The sequence below is a fragment of the Nonomuraea thailandensis genome (assembly GCF_024172165.1).
GTDB classification, from domain to species: Bacteria; Actinomycetota; Actinomycetes; order Streptosporangiales; family Streptosporangiaceae; genus Nonomuraea; species Nonomuraea thailandensis.
The window spans coordinates 9,631,027-9,647,180 of sequence record NZ_JAMZEB010000002.1 but is presented as its reverse complement, the minus strand read 5'-3'; the positions used below and the strand labels follow the sequence as shown (position 1 = coordinate 9,647,180).

The window sequence follows — 16,154 nt, the reverse complement described above, 5'->3', positions numbered from 1 at the left end:
ATATCGCTGAGATCGTCCAGCACACCGGTGGAGTGATCGGCAACGCCTGGCTGATGATCGCGTTCCCGCTCGTCGGGGCGTTCATCATGCTGGTGTTCAACCGGTTCACCAACCGCTGGGGCCATCTGCTGGGCGTGGCCATGTCCCTCGCCTCGTTCGTCGTGGCGGTGCTGGCGTTCTTCGAGCTGATCGGGTTCGGGGCGGAGGAGCGCCGCCGGGCGGTGCACCTGTACGAGTTCATCCCCGGCATGGTCGACATGGGGCTGCTCATCGACCCCCTGTCCATCAGCTTCGCGCTGCTGATCACCGGTGTGGGCTCGCTGATCCACATCTACTCGATCGGCTACATGGCTCACGACGAGCACCGCCGCAGGTTCTTCGCCTACCTGAACCTGTTCGTGGCCGCGATGCTCCTGCTGGTGCTGGCCGACAACTACGTCGGGCTGTTCATCGGCTGGGAGGGCGTCGGCCTGGCCTCGTACCTGCTGATCGGCTTCTGGCAGTTCAAGCCGTCCGCGGCGGTCGCGGCCAAGAAGGCGTTCGTCGTCAACCGCGTCGGTGACTTCGGCCTGCTGGTCGGCATGTTCATCATCTGGACCACGTTCGGCACCCTGACCTTCAGGGAGCTGGGCGAGCAGATCCAGCCCGGCCAGACGAACGGCACCATGCTCGCCATCGGCCTGCTGCTGCTCCTCGGCGCCTGCGGCAAGTCGGCGCAGCTCCCGCTGCAGTCCTGGCTTCTGGACGCCATGGAGGGCCCGACCCCGGTCTCGGCCCTCATCCACGCCGCGACCATGGTCACCGCCGGCGTCTACCTGGTGGTCCGCTCCGGGGCGTTCTTCTTCCCCGAGGGCTCGGGCGCCGCGCTCGCCGTCGCCATCGTCGGCGCGGTCACGCTGCTCGCCGGTGCGATCATCGGTTGCGCCAAGGACGACATCAAGAAGGGCCTGGCCGGCTCGACGATGTCGCAGATCGGCTACATGATGCTCGGCGCGGGCCTCGGCCCGGCGGGGTACGCCTTCGCGATCGGCCACCTGATCACGCACGGCTTCTTCAAGGCCAACATGTTCCTCGGCGCCGGCTCCGTCATGCACGGCATGAACGACGAGGTCAACATGCGCAAGTACGGCGGGCTGCGCAAGTTCATGCCGATCACGTTCATCACGTTCTTCATCGGCTACCTGGCGATCATCGGTTTCCCGCTGCTGTCCGGCTACTTCACCAAGGACGGCATCATCGAGACCGCGGTGCACCACCAGCCGATCCTCGGCTGGCTGGCCGTGCTGGGCGCCGGCATCACCGGCTTCTACATGTCGCGGATGGTCTTCATGACCTTCTTCGGCGAGAAGCGGTGGGCCGACGACGCGCACCCGCACGAGTCGCCGCTCGTCATGACGGTGCCGCTGATGATCCTGTCGGTCGGGTCGCTCTTCCTGGGCGGCTACCTCGTCCTGAACGGAACGCTGTACAGGTTCCTGAGCCCCGCCGTGGGCGGCGACCCCGCCGCGGCTCCAGAGTTCCACTTCGTCACCACGCCGGGCCTGGCGACGCTGGCGCTCGTCGCGGTCGGCGCGGCCTTCGCCTGGATGCGGTACGGCCGGGTCGAGGTGCCGTCGGTGCAGCCGCGCGGCTCCTTCCTCACCACGTTCGCCCGGCGTGACCTCTACGGTGACGCGCTCAACGAGTCGCTCTTCATGCGCCCCGGCCAGTGGCTGACCCGTCTCGCGGTGTTCTTCGACAACCGCGGCATCGACGGGATCGTCAACGGCCTGGCGGCGGGCATCGGCGGCAGCTCCGGGCGCCTGCGGCGGGTCCAGACGGGCTTCGCCAGAACGTACGCGCTGTCCATCTTCATCGGTGCCGCCCTGCTGACCGGCGCCCTGCTCCTCGTTGGGAACATCTGATGTCACCCTGGCTCCCGATACTCATGGCGGTGCCCGTGGTGGGCGCCGTCGTGGTGGCCCTGCTTCCCAAGGGCAGTGACAAGCTGGCCAAGCAGGTAGCGCTGCTCGTCTCGCTGCTGGTGCTGGTCCTCACGGGCGTCGTGGCCGCCGGGTTCAAGCCGTCCGGCGACCGCTTCCAGTTCGTCGCCGAGTACAACTGGATCCCGAGCTTCGGCGTGAAGTTCGGGGTCGGCGTGGACGGCGTGGCCCTGGTGCTCATCGCGCTGTCGGCGGTGCTGGTGCCGATCGTGATCCTGGCCTCCTGGCACGACGCCGACGGCGTCAAGACCGCCGACGGCACGCTGATCACGCCCAAGCGGTCGGTCAAGACGTACTTCTCGCTGCTGCTCGTGCTGGAAGCGATGATGATCGGCGTCTTCGCGGCGACCGACATCTTCCTGTTCTACGTCTTCTTCGAAGCCATGCTGATCCCGATGTACTTCATGATCGGGTCGTACGGCGGCGCCCAGCGGTCCTACGCGGCCGTCAAGTTCCTGCTGTACTCGCTCTTCGGCGGCCTGCTCATGCTGGTCGCGGTCATCGGGCTGTACTTCGTCGCGGGCAAGCAGACGTTCATGTTCCCCGAGCTCGTCGGGGCCATCCAGGACCCGGTCATGCAGAAGTGGCTGTTCGCCGGCTTCTTCATCGCCTTCGCCATCAAGGCGCCGCTGTGGCCGGTGCACACCTGGCTGCCCGACGCGGCCGCCCAGGCTCCGGCCGGCGCCGCGGTGCTGCTGGTGGGCGTGCTGGACAAGGTCGGCACGTTCGGCATGCTGCGCTTCTGCCTGGAGCTGTTCCCCGACGCCGCCAAGGCGTTCACGATGCCGATCGTCGTGCTGGCGGTCATCAGCATCATCTACGGCGCGATCGTGGCCATCGGCCAGACCGACATGAAGCGGCTCATCGCCTACACGTCGATCTCGCACTTCGGCTTCATCGTCCTCGGCGTGTTCGCCATGTCGGACGTCGCCCAGTCCGGCGCCGCGCTCTACATGGTCAACCACGGCTTCGCCACCGGCGCGCTGTTCCTGGCGGCGGGCTTCCTCATCGCCAGGCGCGGGTCGCCGTTCATCAGCGACTACGGAGGCGTGCAGAAGGTCGCGCCGGTGCTCGCGGGGTTCTTCCTGGTCGCCGGTCTGGCCGGGCTCTCGCTGCCGGGCCTGTCGTCGTTCGTCAGCGAGTTCATGGTGATGATCGGCACGTACTCCACCCAGGCGCACGGCTCCGGCGCGCTCACGGTGGCCGCGATCATCTCGGCGGTGGCCGTCATCCTCGCGGCCGTCTACATCCTGTGGATGATCCAGCGCACCATGAACGGGCCGACGGCCGAGCCGGTCAAGGCGTTCAAGGACCTGAACGCCCGCGAGGTCTGGGTGCTGGCTCCGCTGGTCGCCCTCATCATCGGCTTCGGCTTCTTCCCCAAGCCGCTGCTCGATGTGATCAACCCGTCTGTGCAACAGACGCTGACCAACGTGAAGGTGCCCACCTCCACCATCGCTGAGAAGGGGACAGGTCAGTGAACCCCGCCATCGAAGCGCCGACGATCGAGTACGGCACGCTGGCGCCGCTGCTGATCATCTTCGGCGCGGCCTGCATCGGCGTGCTCGTCGAGGCGTTCGCGCCGCGCTACCTGCGCAAGTCCATCCACGTGCCGCTCACCCTGCTGAGCCTGGCCGGCGCGTTCGCGCTGGTCCTGGTGCAGACGGTGCGCGGCCAGGTGTCCACGACGGCCTCCGCCATGGGCGCGGTCGCGGTGGACGGGCCCGCCCTGTTCATCTGGGGCATCATCCTCGTCCTGTCGTTCGTCTGCGTGCTGCTGATCAACGACGAGGGGCACTTCGTGGCCTCCGCCGCGGCCGTGCCGGGCAGCGCCGACGAGGAGGAGGCCGAGGCCCACGACAACGGCACCGGCCACACCGAGGTCTACCCGCTGGTCCTGTTCGCCGTGGGCGGCATGCTGCTCTTCCCGGCCTCGCACGACCTGCTGATGATGTTCGTGGCCCTTGAGGTCATGTCGCTGCCGCTGTACCTGCTGTGCGGCCTGGCCCGCAGGCGCCGCCTCCTGTCGCAGGAGGCGTCGATGAAGTACTTCCTGCTGGGCGCCTTCTCCTCGGCGTTCTTCCTGTACGGCACCGCGATGGTCTACGGTTTCGCGGGCACCGTCTCGCTGCCGGGCATCAACCAGGCCATGGCCGCGGGCAACGCGCTCGACCCGCTGCTGCTGATCGGGTTCGCGCTGCTCGGCGTGGGCCTGCTGTTCAAGATCGGCGCCGCGCCGTTCCAGGCCTGGAAGCCGGACGTCTACCAGGGCGCCCCGACGCCCATCACCGCGCTCATGGCCTCCGGCACGCTGGTGGCGGCCGTCGGCGCCGTGCTGCGGGTGTTCTGGGTGGGGCTGGGCAACCTCGACTGGGAGTGGCGGCCGGTCATCTGGGTCGTCGCCGCGCTCACGATGGTCGTCGGCTCGATCCTGGCGATCACGCAGACCGAGATCAAGCGCATGCTGGCCTACTCGTCCATCGCGCACGCCGGCTTCCTGCTGGTCGGCGTGATGGCCACGTACGGCAGCGCCCAGCAGAACTCCGGCTCGCTCAAGGCGATCCTGTTCTACCTGGCGGTCTACGGCATCACCACCGTCGGCGCGTTCGCCGTGCTGACGCTGGTGCGCGACCCGGGCGGCGAGGCGGGGCACCTGTCCCGCTGGGCCGGGCTCGGCAAGCGCGCGCCCGTCCTGTCCGGCGTGTTCGCCTTCTTCCTGCTCGCCTTCGCCGGCATCCCGCTGACGAGCGGCTTCATGGGCAAGTACGCCGTGTTCGCCGCTGCGCTGAACAGCGGCACCCAGCCCGGCGACTCGATGGGCGGCTGGATGGCCGGCCTGGTGGTGCTGGGCGTGGTCGCCTCCGCGATCGCCGCGTTCTTCTACGTCCGCGTGATCGTGCTGATGTTCTTCAGCGAGCCGGCGGCCGACGGCCCGGCGGTGGCGGCCCCCAGTATGGGGACCGTGGCCGTCATCGCGGTTTCGCTGCTGGTTACCGTAGGGGTGGGGCTCTATCCGGAGTCCGTGCTCGGTGTCGCCAACGACGCTGCCAGCAGCCTGTTCATCAGATAGACAAGGGGATCTCGTATGTCTGCGCCACCCGTGGTTGACCTTCCCATTGCGGACGAGCGGTTGGCGCAGGACGTGGCCAACGGGCTGGCCGCAGTCGAGAAGCTCCTGCGCTCGTCAGTGGAGACGGAGGACGCCTTCGTCACCGAGGTGTCCAAGCACCTCATCGAGGCGGGCGGCAAGCGGTTCCGTACGCTGATGGTGCTGCTGGCCGCCCAGTTCGGCGACCCGTCGGCGCCGGGCGTGGTGCCCGGCGCCGTGGTCATCGAGCTGACCCACCTCGGCTCGCTCTACCACGACGACGTCATGGACGAGGCCCCGGTCCGCCGGGGCTCCCCGTCCGCCAACGCCCGGTGGGACAACACCGTCGCGATCCTCACCGGCGACTACCTGTTCGCCCAGGCCTCCGACCTGCTGGCCGACCTGGGGCCCGAACTGATCCGGATCCAGGCCCAGACGTTCTCCCGCCTCGTGCAGGGGCAGATCCGCGAGACCATCGGCCCGCGCGCCGACGAGGACCCGATCGCCCACTACCTCGGCGTCCTGGCCGACAAGACGGGCTCGCTCATCGCCGCCTCCGGCCGCTTCGGCGCGCTGCTGTCGGGTTCCCCCGCGGACGTCGAGGAGCGCCTCAGCCGCGCCTGCGAGGCGATCGGCGTGGCCTGGCAGCTCGGCGACGACCTGCTGGACGTGGCCTCCTCCGGTGCCCAGTCGGGCAAGACGCCCGGCACGGACCTGCGGGAGGGCATCAAGACCCTGCCGGTCCTGTACGCGCTGGCCGCCGGCGACTCCCCGCGCCTGACGGCCCTGCTGTCGGGCCCGGTGGCCGAGCAGGACGTCGAGGAGGCGCTCACCCTGCTGCGCGCCCACTCCGGCATGGCGCGGGCCCGGGCGGAGCTGGGAGCCTGGGTGGACCGCGCCCGGGCCGACATCTCGGGCCTGCCCGACATCCCGGCCAAGGACGCGTTCCTGGCGCTGTGCGACTACGTGGTCGAGCGCTCCGGCTGAAGCATCGCGGCCCTGCGGGCGGTACGGTTCATCCGTGCCGCCCGCAGGCTGTCGTAGGTGAAGACGGCCAGCGCCAGCCACACGATCGAGAACCCGATCCACCGGCTCGACGGCATGACCTCCTTGGCGATCAGCACCCCGCACCCGAACTGCAGGATCGGCGCGATGTACTGCAACAGCCCGATCGTGCTCAGCGGCACGCTGATGGCCGCCGCGCCGAAGCAGAGCAGCGGCACGGCCGTGATCACCCCGGCCCCCACCAGCAGCAGCGCGTGCCCGGCGCCCTCCTGGGCGAACGTGCCCTGCCCCGTCGTCTGCAGGAACCCCACGTAGGCGAGGGCGGGCAGCAGCAGGACCAGCGTCTCGACGGCCAGGCTCTCGGTCGCGGGCACGCCCGCCTTCTTCTTGACCAGCCCGTAGACGCCGAAGCTGAAGGCCAGCGTGAGGGCGATCCAGGGCAGGCGCCCGTAGTCGAAGGTCAGCACCAGCACCGCCAGCGCGCCGAACCCCACCGCCACCCACTGCAGCGTACGCAGGCGCTCGCGCAGCAGCACCACGCCGAACAGCACGTTGACCAGCGGGTTGATGAAGTAGCCGAGGGCGCTCTCCACGACGTGGCCGGTGTTGACGGCGTAGATGTAGGTGCCCCAGTTGACCGTCACGAAGATGGCGGCGAGGGTCAGCAGGCCGAGCTTCTTCGGTTGGCGGACCATCTCCTTGACCCAGGCCCAGTGCTTGCGCAGAGCGAGCACGGCGACGACGACCACCAGCGACCAGACCATCCGGTGGGCGAGGATCTCGACGGCTCCGGAGGGCTTGAGGAGGGGCCAGTAGAGGGGGAACAGCCCCCACATGATGTAGGCGGCGATCCCGAAGAACACGCCACGCCGAAGGTCAGGCATGTACCCCATTGTCGAGCCTTACCACCCTTAATCACAAATTTCATGCACTAAGCGGAAATGTGTAGATATCCTTAAGTGTTGCGGCGTGAGTAGGCTGGATCTGATCCAGGGAGGTAGCGCCATGGGCTGGCTGTTCGGCGGCAACAAGACATCGATGGTCCGGCCCGAGGACGCGCTCCCAGGCCGCCCCGACCCCATCCCCGTCCCGGCCCGCCATGCGGTCCTCGACGCCCCCCTCGCGCCCCCGTACCCGGAGGGCCTGGAGGTCGCCGACTTCGGCCTCGGCTGTTTCTGGGGCGCCGAGCGCAAGTTCTGGCAGACGCCCGGCGTCTACACGACGGCGGTGGGCTACCAGGGCGGCTACACGGAGAACCCGACGTACGAGGAGGTCTGCAGCGGCCTCACGGGCCACACGGAGGCCGTCAGGGTCGTGTTCGATCCGGCCCAGGTGTCGTACGAGGAGCTCCTGAAGGTCTTCTGGGAGGCCCACGACCCCACCCAGGGCATGCGCCAGGGCAACGACGTCGGCTCCCAGTACCGGTCGGCGATCTACCACCACTCGCCGGAGCAGCAGAAGGCGGCTGAGGGGGCGCGGGAGGCGTACCAGGGGGTGCTGAAGGGCGCCGGCTACGGGAAGATCACCACGGAGATCGCCCCGGCCGGGCCGTTCTACTTCGCCGAGGACTATCACCAGCAATATCTGTACAAAGTGCCCAATGGGTACTGCGGAATCGGCGGCACGGGTGTCGCCTGCCCGGCCGGGTGGTGAGGCTCGATCTCAGGCTCGCCCAGGCGGTGGGTGGCCGCGTGGTCTCGGTCGAGGTGTACGGGGACGCGGATGACGTCCTGCGGCGGCGGGTGGGGCTGGCCTGCGACGTTGCCGCCGCGTACGGCCTGAGCCGGACGTGAACTGCCTGTATGGCGTCCTCGTCTTCGGCGAGTTTCCGGATGATGCAACATCCAAGGGGTCCTGATGCGTCTCAGACGGGATGAACGAGAGGATCCCCCTTCGTGGATGACGCACCGGATTTCGCGGACTTCGCCGCCAATCGGGGCCATGCGTTGTTCCGCTACGCCTACATGCTCACCGGCAACCCGCACGACGCCGCCGACCTCGTGCAGGAGGCGATGATGCGGCTGCGCGGCTCGTGGTCGCGCGTGCAGCGCAAGCACAACCCGGAGAGCTACGTGAAGACCACGATCGCCCGGCTGCACATCTCCGTCTGGAGGCGGCGCAGGCGTGAACACCTGGTGTGGGAGGTGCACGAGCAGCCCCAGCCGGTGGCGGAATCGCCGTTGGACCTGTGGGACGAGCTGGCGAAGTTGCCCAAGCGTCAGCGGGCCGTGCTCGTCCTGCGTTACTACGAGGACCGGTCGGATGTGGAGATCGCCGAGATGCTCGGCATTTCTCCGGGAACCGTGCGGAGTCAGGCGTCCCGTGCCCTGGACAAGCTGCGCGCCACCGTCACCCAGCCGAGGAGCCTGCAATGATCGATGTTGAAGAGGCCTTGCGTCGTACGTTCGCCCGCGCGCAGGAGCGGGTCCCGGCGATGCCGCCGGAGCTGCTGCGGCGGATGACAGTGCCACCACAGGCTGGGCGCAGGCGCCGGGGGCTGGTGCTGGCGGGTGTGGCGGCGACCGGGCTCGTGATCGGGGTGACGGCGGTCGTGGTGGAGCGGGCTTCCGGGCCGGAGCCTGCCGTCACGCCGCAGCCCGCCGTGACGGTGAGGCCGACGCCGCGGATCGAGGGGGCACGGGTCGTGGAGGAGGTCGCGCCGCCGTTGGAGCAGGCGCTGCCCGCGGTGGTCGCCGAGGTGCCGCGGAAGGTTCCGGGTGGTAGGGCCTTCACGCCGAAGCTGTTCATCGATGCGCGCACCATGCTGGGATACGTGTCGAAGCAGGGCTACGATCCTGCGCCTGAATTGTGGGCTTATCGCCTGGATTCGCGGACGTTCCGGCGGCTGGCCACCCTCGACAGTCCCATCGCGCCGGTGAACTCGCCGGCGGTAGGGGAAGGCGTGATCGCCTGGTTCAAGTACGTGAAGCGGGACATCCACATCATGACGATCCCGGTGACGGGGGGCACGCCCCGCACGGTGGTGTCGTTCCCGGCCGAGCGGGACGTGGACAAGGTGAACGGCGACAGCATCCACGGTGTCGACCTGGCCATCGGGGACGGCAAGATCTTCTGGTCGTCGACCAAGTCGGGCGGGGTCCATCAGGTTCCGGTGCGGGGCGGCGAGCCGTCGTCCGTGCCGGACACGGAGAAGCTCCGGCTCTTCCGCTGGCCCTGGGCCGGGCGGGCCAACGACGGCTGGGTGGGAATGAGGGAACTGCTCAACCTGAGTACCGGGGCGCGGCCCGACGACCCCCCGCAGGCGCTCTGCGACGTGACCTGGTGCCTCACCGGCAACCAGGCGATCCGCCGCGACGGCAGCCGCGTCGTGGATCTTCCGGGCAACCACCCCCGGTCGCTCGTGGCCGATCGTTTCGTCACCATCAGCCAGGTCGACAAGCAAGGGCGGAAGGCCGAAGCGGTCTTCGATCTCGAGACGTCACGGGCCGGCAGGTTGTGGATCACCGACCTCCGCAAGGCCTCCCCGACCCTCTACGTCGGCACGGACACGCTCCACTTCAAGCGTGGGACCAACTGGCTCGTCATCCATGACAGCACAGCCGGTTAGGCGGGCACCGCTAACCTCTTCGGATGATTACCTACCGTACGATCGTCCCCGCGGACCTCGACCGGGTGACGGACTGGATCGTGACCGAGCCCGTCGGCTGGATCGCGGCCGATCGTTACCTCGCGGAGCTGTCCGAGAACATGTACCGGCCGGAGTGGACGTGGATCGCCGAGGCCGAGGGGCGGGTCGTGGGGCGGGCTCTGTGGTGGGGGCCGGGGGACAGCGCGTATCCGGTCGCGCTCGACTGCCTCGACGTGGACCCGAGTGTGGGGGATCGGGCAACGGTCGCCGCCGGGCTGATCGAGGCCGCGCTGGGCGGGTTCCCGCGCCCGGTGCAGTACGCGATCAAGGTGGCCGGGGGATGGCGTGAGGATCCGGTCGTCTCGGCGGCCGTGGGGTGGCGGCGGGCGGCCGCGCGGGCGGCCGGGTTCACCCGGGAGGTGGAGCGGCTGCAGTTCGAGTGGGCGCCGGGCGACGGGGTGCCTGCGGCGGCGGGGACGTTGCGGTTCGCGGGGGCGTCCGATGAGGAGTTCCTGGCGGTGTTCCGGAGGATCGCCGAGGGCAGTCTGGATGCTCAGACGCGGGCGAGCGTGGCGGCCAAGGGGTCGGAGGCGGCGGCGCGGGAGGAGATGGACTTCTATCTCGGCGCGCCGGGTAAGCGGGAGTGGTGGCGGATCGCCTGCACGCCCGAGGGCGAGGTGGCGGGCATGGCCATTCCTTCGGCGACGCCGTACAGCGTGAATGTGGGTTATCTCGGGGTGGTCCCGGAGTTTCGGGGGCGGGGGTACGTGGACGAGGTGCTGGGCGAGATCACCCGCATTCACGCGGGCAACGGTGAGTCGCGTATCACCGCCACCACCGACCTGGGTAACGCGCCGATGGCGGCGGCGTTCCGGCGGGCGGGATACCGCAACACGGAGATTCGCATCAACCTTTCCAACGACGCGCCTTCCTGAGCGGCATGACGATCTACCGGTGCCTTCAGCAGACGCCCGGCAAGCGGCACACCTTGACGGCCATCTTCCTGGCGTTCTCGGTCAGCCGGCCGGGGTCGTGGAAGCCCTCGCTGGTCGTGTAGATCATCAGAGCGCTGCCCCTGCGGGCGACGAGGCCGGTGATCGTCTGGTTCACGCCGCCGCCCTGCCGGGTCTCGTAACCCATGCCCACGGCCTCGTCCCCCGCCTTGGCCCCGCTCGTCCGCCACTGGATCTTGAGTCGCGGCTCCGACGGGTCGCTCTTGCGCGCGCATCGCTTGACGTCGGCGCGCAGGCCGTTCAGTGCGGCGTGGGCGGCGCGGGGGCTCCTGTAGAGGACGAGCTGTTCGGAGGAGTTGCTCGGGGCGCTGGTCCAGTGGGTGATCGTGCGGGCCGCCAGCCGGTCGCGGTCGGTCGCGCGCTTGTGCAGGCACGGATTCAGCTCCAGCGGGACGGTCAGCTTGCCGCTGATCGTGTAGCCCTGCTCGTCGGCCTGCACGGGGCCCGGGTTCCTGCGCGCGTCGCGTTCGCTCAGCAGGAAGTTCTTCGGGATCTCGGTGGCGGCCGCGGGAGACAGGGCCAGGAGCAGGGAGAGTGTCGCGCTGATCATGATGGGTTGGACACGGGTGCGGGCGAGTTGGTTCGCTGAGCGCCGATGACCTTCAGGAGCTGGAGCGCCCGGTGGGCGGGGGAGCCGGGGTCGGCGGTGAAGATGATGACCTGTTGCTCCTGCTCGGGGACGGTGAGGATGTCGAATTCCAGCTCGATCGGGCCGATCTCCGGGTGGCGCACCGTCTGGCGCAGGTGCCGGTCGATGCGGAACTCGTGGGAGTTCCACATCCTGGCGAAGTCCTCGCTGCCGGCCAGCAGCTCGTCCACCAGGCTGAGCAGCTCCGCGTTGTCGGGGTAGCGGGTGACGGCCATGCGCAGGTAGCTGACCGCCGTGACGACGAACCGTTCCGGGTCCGTCACACCGTAACGCGGCCGGTCCTTGTCGGGGTTCAGGAAGTAGCGGCGGATGACGTTGCGCTCCTGGCCCTCCAGGTCGGAGAAGTCCTCGAACACGGCCGCCGCCAGCGGGTTCCAGGCCAGGACCCGGCAGGTGGGGTCCACGACGATCGCGGGGGAGTCGGTCAGGCGGCCGATCAGGTTCAGGATGCTCGGCTGCACCTCGCGTACCGGGGTGGCGGCCTCCCGTTCCTCCCGCTCGCCCGCGAGCTGGAACAGCCGCGCCCGCTCCTGGGACGACAGGCGCAGCGCGCGCGAGATGCCGTCCAGCACGCGCCGTGACGGGTGGCGTCCGCGTGCCTGCTCCAGGCGGGTGTAGTGGTCGACCGAGATGTACGCGAGCTGGGCGACCTCCTCGCGCCGCAATCCCGGTGTACGCCGGCGGCGTCCCTGCGGCAGGCCCACGTCGGCGGGGCTGACCCGTTCGCGCTTGTTGCGCAGGAATTCGCCCAGGGCGTGCTTGTCCATGGTTGCGACTCTATGTCCGCAGGTGGGGCGTTACCCAAGGACTCATGGTCCCTGGTTGTGCGGAGGCGATGGCGGGAGCGTGAGGTCGTACCGATCATCTACCTAAGGCGTACGAAACCATGCAGATCTTCATCACCGGAGCGAGCGGCTACGTCGGCGGGGTCGTCGCCGAGCACCTGGTCGAGGCCGGTCACGATGTCGCCGCGCTGGCCCGCTCCGACAGCGCGCGCGAGCGCGTCGAGGCGCTGGGGGCGAAGGCGGTGCGCGGTGGCCTGGAGGACCTCCAGACCCTGCGTACGGCGGCGGCCGGCGCCGACGCCGTGGTGCACGCGGCCGTCGACTACGCCCATCCCGGGATGGGCGAGATGGAGGACGGCGCGCTGCGCGCGATGCTGGACGGGATGCACGCCGGAGGCACGTTCGTCTACACCAGCACCGGCCTGGTCTACCCGGACGGCGAGGGCGTCGCCGTGGACGAGGGGCGACCGCTCGACCCGGATGAGTCGCCGCAGCCGTACAAGGTGCTGGGCGAGCGCCGGGTGCTGGCCGCCGATCACGTGGCGGGCGCGGTGATCCGGGCGGCCCTGGTGTACGGCCGGGGCGGGTCGGGCCTGTTGCAGGGGCTCATCGCCGGCGGCAGGCAGAGCGGCACCGTGCCCTACATCGGGGACGGCGCCAACGAGTGGTCGTCGGTGCACGTGGACGACCTCGCCGCGCTCTACCTGGCCATCCTGGAACGCCCGTCCCCCGGGACCGTCGTGAACGCGGCCACGGCAGAACGCACGCCCTTCCGGCGGATCGCCGAGGCGGTGGCCGGGCTGACCGGCGCCAGGGCCGTCTCGCTCACGGCGGAGCAGGCGGTGCGGGCCATGGGGCCGTTCGCCGCCGTGCTGGCCAGGTCCGCGCCGATGGACTCGTCCAGGGCCGGGCGGCTGTTCGGCTGGAAGCCCACCGGCCCCGCACTCCTGGAGGACCTCGCCGGCGGTTCCTACCGGTGACGGTGTCAGCGCCTGGCGGCGTCCAGGGCGGTACGGATCTTCTCCGTGCCGGCCGGCACTCCCGGTGACTGGGCGAAGTTCGGGTCGTCTCCCGCGTACGCGTTGCCGTACACCGGGGTCCCGGGCTGGAACCGCCAGCCCTGCGCCAGCGGGCCCGCGTCGACGGCGTCGTACCCGATCGCGTCCAGGAACGCGGTCACCGTCTCCTTCGCGGCGGCGTCGTCACCCGCGATCGGCAGGGCGGTGCGGTCGGGAGCGCCGCTCGGGCGGGGCAGCGCCCTCAGGTGCACGAAGAAGATGTTGTTGAAGACCTTGACCACCCTCGACGCCGGGAGGTGCTGCTGCAGCAGCTCGCTGGACGTGAGCGAACCGTCGTCGAGCCGGGGGAAGTCCCCGTCCCGCTGCGAGTAGTAGTTGTTGGTGTCGATGACCGGCTTGCCGGCCAGCGGCTCCACCGGGACGTCGCGGTAGGCCCGCAGCGGGATGCTGACGACGACCAGGTCGCCGGCCTCCGCCGCCTCCGCCGGGGTCGCCGCGCGGGCCTTGGGGCCGAGCTCGTCGACCAGGTCCTTGAGCGTCTCGGGGCCGCGGGAGTTGCTGAGCACGACGTCGTAACCGGCTTCGACGGAGAGCCGGGCGACGGTGCCGCCGATGTGTCCACTGCCGATGAAGGCGATTGTCGTCATGACGGCCCCAACTGCGCGGGCGGGTGCGGCATTCCCTCGTGGGACGACGCCGCGAGCGTGGTCGTGGCGGCCAGGTGGCGCAGCCCGGCCTCCGACTCCGAGCCCGCCTCGGCCGCGAACAGGTCCATGCCCTGCAGCTCGGGGTCCCCCGGCAGGGTGACGAGCTCGGCCGACAGCCGCAGCTCGCCCACGATCGGATGGTCGAGCACGTAGTCGCGGTGCGTCGCGGCGGCCACGTGATGCTCCCGCCACAGGTCGCGGAACTCGGGGCTCTCCTGGCGCAGGGCGTCGACATGTGCCATGACGTGCGGGTTCTGCGGGTAGCGCGCGGCCAGGATGCGGAGCTGGGCCACGTGCTCCCTGGCCAGGCGCGGCCAGCGCTCGCCGTGCAGGCGCCTGATGCCCGCGTCCAGGAAGATCAGGTGGGCGATCGTCCTGCGGTCGCCGGGGATCGCGGCGAAGTCGGCGAACACGGCGGCGGCGAGCCTGTTCCAGGCCACGATGTCGGCGTGGCGGCCCAGGACGAAGGCCGGGGTGAGCACGAGGGAGTCGAGCAGCCGTTGCAGCCCCGGCCGTACCGGCGTCCGGGGGAAGTCGCGGCAGCGGTGCGCCGGGTGGGCCAGCGCGTGCAGGTACGCCCGCTCGTCCCCGGTGAGCCGCAGCACGTCGGCGATGGCGTCCAGCACCTCGGCCGAGACGTTCTGGCTGCGTCCCTGCTCCAGGCGGGTGTAGTGGGTGACGCTCACGCCGGCGAGCAGCGCCAGCTCCTCGCGGCGCAGCCCGCGCACCCGTCGCGTGCCGTTGCTCCGGTACGGCACGCCGACCTCCTCGGGCCGCAGCCGGGCCCGCCGGGACTTGAGGAACTCACTCAGCTCAGCGCTTCGATCCACATCCGCCCAGCCTAGGCAAAAATTGACTAGCCAACACGCGGGGCTGGCTGCGGTTCGGGACCGCCAGCAGGCTGTCCGGCATGAGATCCATGATCCCTCTTTTCCTGCTGGGGCTGGGCAGCATGATCACTGCCCTCGATTTCACGATCGTCTACGTCGCGCTGCCGGAGATCGGGCGGGAGGTCGGGTTCGCCTCCTCCGACCTGCAGTGGGTGGTCAGCGCGTACGCCGTGCCGTTCGGGGGCTTCCTGCTGCTCGGGGGGCGGCTGTCGGACCTGCTCGGCAGGCGGCGCATGTTCGTGCTGGGCATGATCCTGTACGGCGTCGCGTCGCTGCTCGGCGGGCTGGCCGGTGCTCCCGGGGCGTTGGTCGGTGCGCGGGCGCTGCAAGGGCTCGGGGGCGCGGTGCTGATGCCGGCGACTCTTTCGCTGGTGGTGACCATGTTCGAGGAAGGGCGGGCGCGGAATCGGGCGATGACGGTGTGGGCGGTGTGCGGGGCCAGCGGGATGAGCGTGGGGGCGCTGCTCGGTGGTGTGCTGACCGGGGCGTTCGGGTGGGAGGCGGTGTTCTTCGTGAACGTGCCGCTGGCCGTGGTCGCCGTTGTGGCGGCGTTCGGCGTGCTCGCGCCGGACGGGGAGCGTCGTGCGGGCGGGTTCGACCTGCCCGGGGCGCTGACCGGCACCGCGGGTGTCACCGGGCTGGTGTTCGCGATCTCGCGTGGCGCCGAGTGGGGGTGGGGCTCCGCCGGAGTGCTGGTGCCGCTGGTGGCGGCGGTGGGTCTGCTGGTCGCGTTCGTGGTGATCGAGGCGCGCAGCCGTAGCCCGCTCATGCCGTTGCGGCTGCTGGCCAACCGGCACACCAGCGCCGCCGCCGGGGCCATCCTGCTGTACGGCATGAGCATGCAGTGCGTGCCGTACTTCCTCACCCTGCACTTCCAGGACGTGCTCGGCTACGACGCCATGCAGTCGGGCCTGGCCTTTCTCGGGCCGACGCTGGGGATCGCCCTGGGCAACCTCGTCGGCGAGCGGCTGATCCCGCGCATCGGGCTGCGGGGCACGCTGCTCCTCAGCGTGCTGGTGGGGGTGGCCGGCACCGGTGTGCTGGCCTTCGGTTTGTCCGTGGACGGTACGTACCTCGGGCTGCTCGTGGGGGCCGTCGGCTTCGGGGTGGGGTCCGGGCTGTCGTTCACCACCATGTTCATCCTTGCCTCTACCGGGGTGGCCGCGCATGAGCAGGGGGCGGTGTCCGGGCTCTCGTCCACGGTCCTGCAGGCCGGGAGCGGGGTGGGGCTGGCTGTGCTGGTGGCGGTGGCCGGCCGTGGGGGCGAGGGACCGGCCGGTGAGGCGTTGCGGGTGGCGACGGTCGAGGGACTGCGTGGGGCGTTCCTCGCGGCGGCGGGGATCGCGGTGGTCGGGGTGCTGGCCGGGCTGGCGATCCCGCGGAAGGTGCCCGTTTCGCGGTGAGTTGACCTGACGTGCGGTCGGATA

Annotated in this window: 16 protein-coding genes; 11 read left to right on the top strand and 5 right to left on the bottom strand. The window is 70.0% G+C overall.

Annotation, left to right across the window (positions count from 1 at the left end):
• The first annotated feature begins 53 nt into the window (after positions 1–53).
• From nuoL to HD597_RS48370, 4 genes are read left to right on the top strand one after another with little or no spacing between them, the layout of a single operon-like run.
• Complete coding sequence (gene nuoL, locus HD597_RS48385) at positions 54–1,904, top strand: NADH-quinone oxidoreductase subunit L (protein WP_253759791.1); 1,851 nt, start codon at positions 54–56, stop codon at positions 1,902–1,904.
• Positions 1,904–3,463: an NADH-quinone oxidoreductase subunit M gene (locus HD597_RS48380; RefSeq protein ID WP_253753730.1), complete on the top strand. Its 1,560-nt coding sequence runs from the start codon at positions 1,904–1,906 to the stop codon at positions 3,461–3,463. The genes nuoL and HD597_RS48380 overlap by 1 nt, the downstream gene beginning before the upstream one ends.
• Positions 3,460–5,052 (top strand): NADH-quinone oxidoreductase subunit NuoN, encoded by a 1,593-nt coding sequence (nuoN, locus tag HD597_RS48375; RefSeq protein WP_253753728.1) that lies wholly within the window; start codon positions 3,460–3,462, stop codon positions 5,050–5,052. The genes HD597_RS48380 and nuoN overlap by 4 nt, the downstream gene beginning before the upstream one ends.
• Positions 5,053–5,067: 15 nt before the next feature.
• On the top strand, positions 5,068–6,057 hold the full coding sequence (locus HD597_RS48370; RefSeq protein ID WP_253753726.1) for a polyprenyl synthetase family protein: 990 nt from the start codon (positions 5,068–5,070) through the stop codon (positions 6,055–6,057).
• On the opposite strand, the gene rarD is transcribed toward HD597_RS48370, so the two are convergent.
• Entirely contained in the window at positions 6,033–6,959 is a 927-nt protein-coding gene (gene rarD, locus HD597_RS48365) for an EamA family transporter RarD (RefSeq protein WP_253753724.1), read from the bottom strand. The genes HD597_RS48370 and rarD overlap by 25 nt on opposite strands.
• Before the next feature lie 121 nt (positions 6,960–7,080).
• On the opposite strand from rarD, the gene msrA reads away from it, so the two are divergent.
• The 5 genes from msrA (at position 7,081) to HD597_RS48340 (ending at position 10,599) form a co-directional block, all read left to right on the top strand.
• Positions 7,081–7,728 (top strand): peptide-methionine (S)-S-oxide reductase MsrA, encoded by a 648-nt coding sequence (msrA, locus tag HD597_RS48360; RefSeq protein ID WP_253759789.1) that lies wholly within the window; start codon positions 7,081–7,083, stop codon positions 7,726–7,728.
• On the top strand, positions 7,725–7,868 hold the full coding sequence (locus HD597_RS48355; protein ID WP_253753722.1) for a hypothetical protein: 144 nt from the start codon (positions 7,725–7,727) through the stop codon (positions 7,866–7,868). The genes msrA and HD597_RS48355 overlap by 4 nt, the downstream gene beginning before the upstream one ends.
• A 102-nt stretch (positions 7,869–7,970) precedes the next feature.
• Entirely contained in the window at positions 7,971–8,450 is a 480-nt protein-coding gene (locus HD597_RS48350; protein WP_253753720.1) for a SigE family RNA polymerase sigma factor, read from the top strand.
• On the top strand, positions 8,447–9,643 hold the full coding sequence (locus tag HD597_RS48345) for a cell wall synthesis protein CwsA (RefSeq protein ID WP_253753717.1): 1,197 nt from the start codon (positions 8,447–8,449) through the stop codon (positions 9,641–9,643). The genes HD597_RS48350 and HD597_RS48345 overlap by 4 nt, the downstream gene beginning before the upstream one ends.
• A gap of 23 nt (positions 9,644–9,666) precedes the next feature.
• Complete coding sequence (locus HD597_RS48340; RefSeq protein ID WP_253753715.1) at positions 9,667–10,599, top strand: GNAT family N-acetyltransferase; 933 nt, start codon at positions 9,667–9,669, stop codon at positions 10,597–10,599.
• A gap of 25 nt (positions 10,600–10,624) precedes the next feature.
• On the opposite strand, the gene HD597_RS48335 is transcribed toward HD597_RS48340, so the two are convergent.
• A complete protein-coding gene (locus HD597_RS48335) occupies positions 10,625–11,227 on the bottom strand; it encodes a hypothetical protein (protein ID WP_253753713.1) in 603 nt (200 codons plus the stop codon).
• Complete coding sequence (locus HD597_RS48330) at positions 11,224–12,093, bottom strand: helix-turn-helix transcriptional regulator (RefSeq protein ID WP_253753711.1); 870 nt, start codon at positions 12,091–12,093, stop codon at positions 11,224–11,226. Before HD597_RS48330 ends, HD597_RS48335 begins: the two co-directional genes overlap by 4 nt.
• Positions 12,094–12,212: 119 nt before the next feature.
• Here HD597_RS48330 and HD597_RS48325 point away from each other — a divergent pair, with 119 nt between their 5' ends.
• Complete coding sequence (locus HD597_RS48325; RefSeq protein WP_253753709.1) at positions 12,213–13,091, top strand: NAD-dependent epimerase/dehydratase family protein; 879 nt, start codon at positions 12,213–12,215, stop codon at positions 13,089–13,091.
• A 5-nt stretch (positions 13,092–13,096) separates the two neighbouring features.
• Here HD597_RS48325 and HD597_RS48320 read toward each other — a convergent pair whose 3' ends face one another.
• Together HD597_RS48320 and HD597_RS48315 are read right to left on the bottom strand one after the other, a co-directional pair.
• Positions 13,097–13,777 (bottom strand): NADPH-dependent F420 reductase, encoded by a 681-nt coding sequence (locus tag HD597_RS48320; protein WP_253753707.1) that lies wholly within the window; start codon positions 13,775–13,777, stop codon positions 13,097–13,099.
• Positions 13,774–14,667 (bottom strand): helix-turn-helix domain-containing protein, encoded by an 894-nt coding sequence (locus HD597_RS48315; protein ID WP_253753705.1) that lies wholly within the window; start codon positions 14,665–14,667, stop codon positions 13,774–13,776. The genes HD597_RS48320 and HD597_RS48315 overlap by 4 nt, the downstream gene beginning before the upstream one ends.
• A gap of 80 nt (positions 14,668–14,747) precedes the next feature.
• Between HD597_RS48315 and HD597_RS48310 the strand changes: the two genes are divergently transcribed.
• Positions 14,748–16,130 (top strand): MFS transporter, encoded by a 1,383-nt coding sequence (locus HD597_RS48310; RefSeq protein WP_253753703.1) that lies wholly within the window; start codon positions 14,748–14,750, stop codon positions 16,128–16,130.
• Positions 16,131–16,154: the final 24 nt, after the last annotated feature.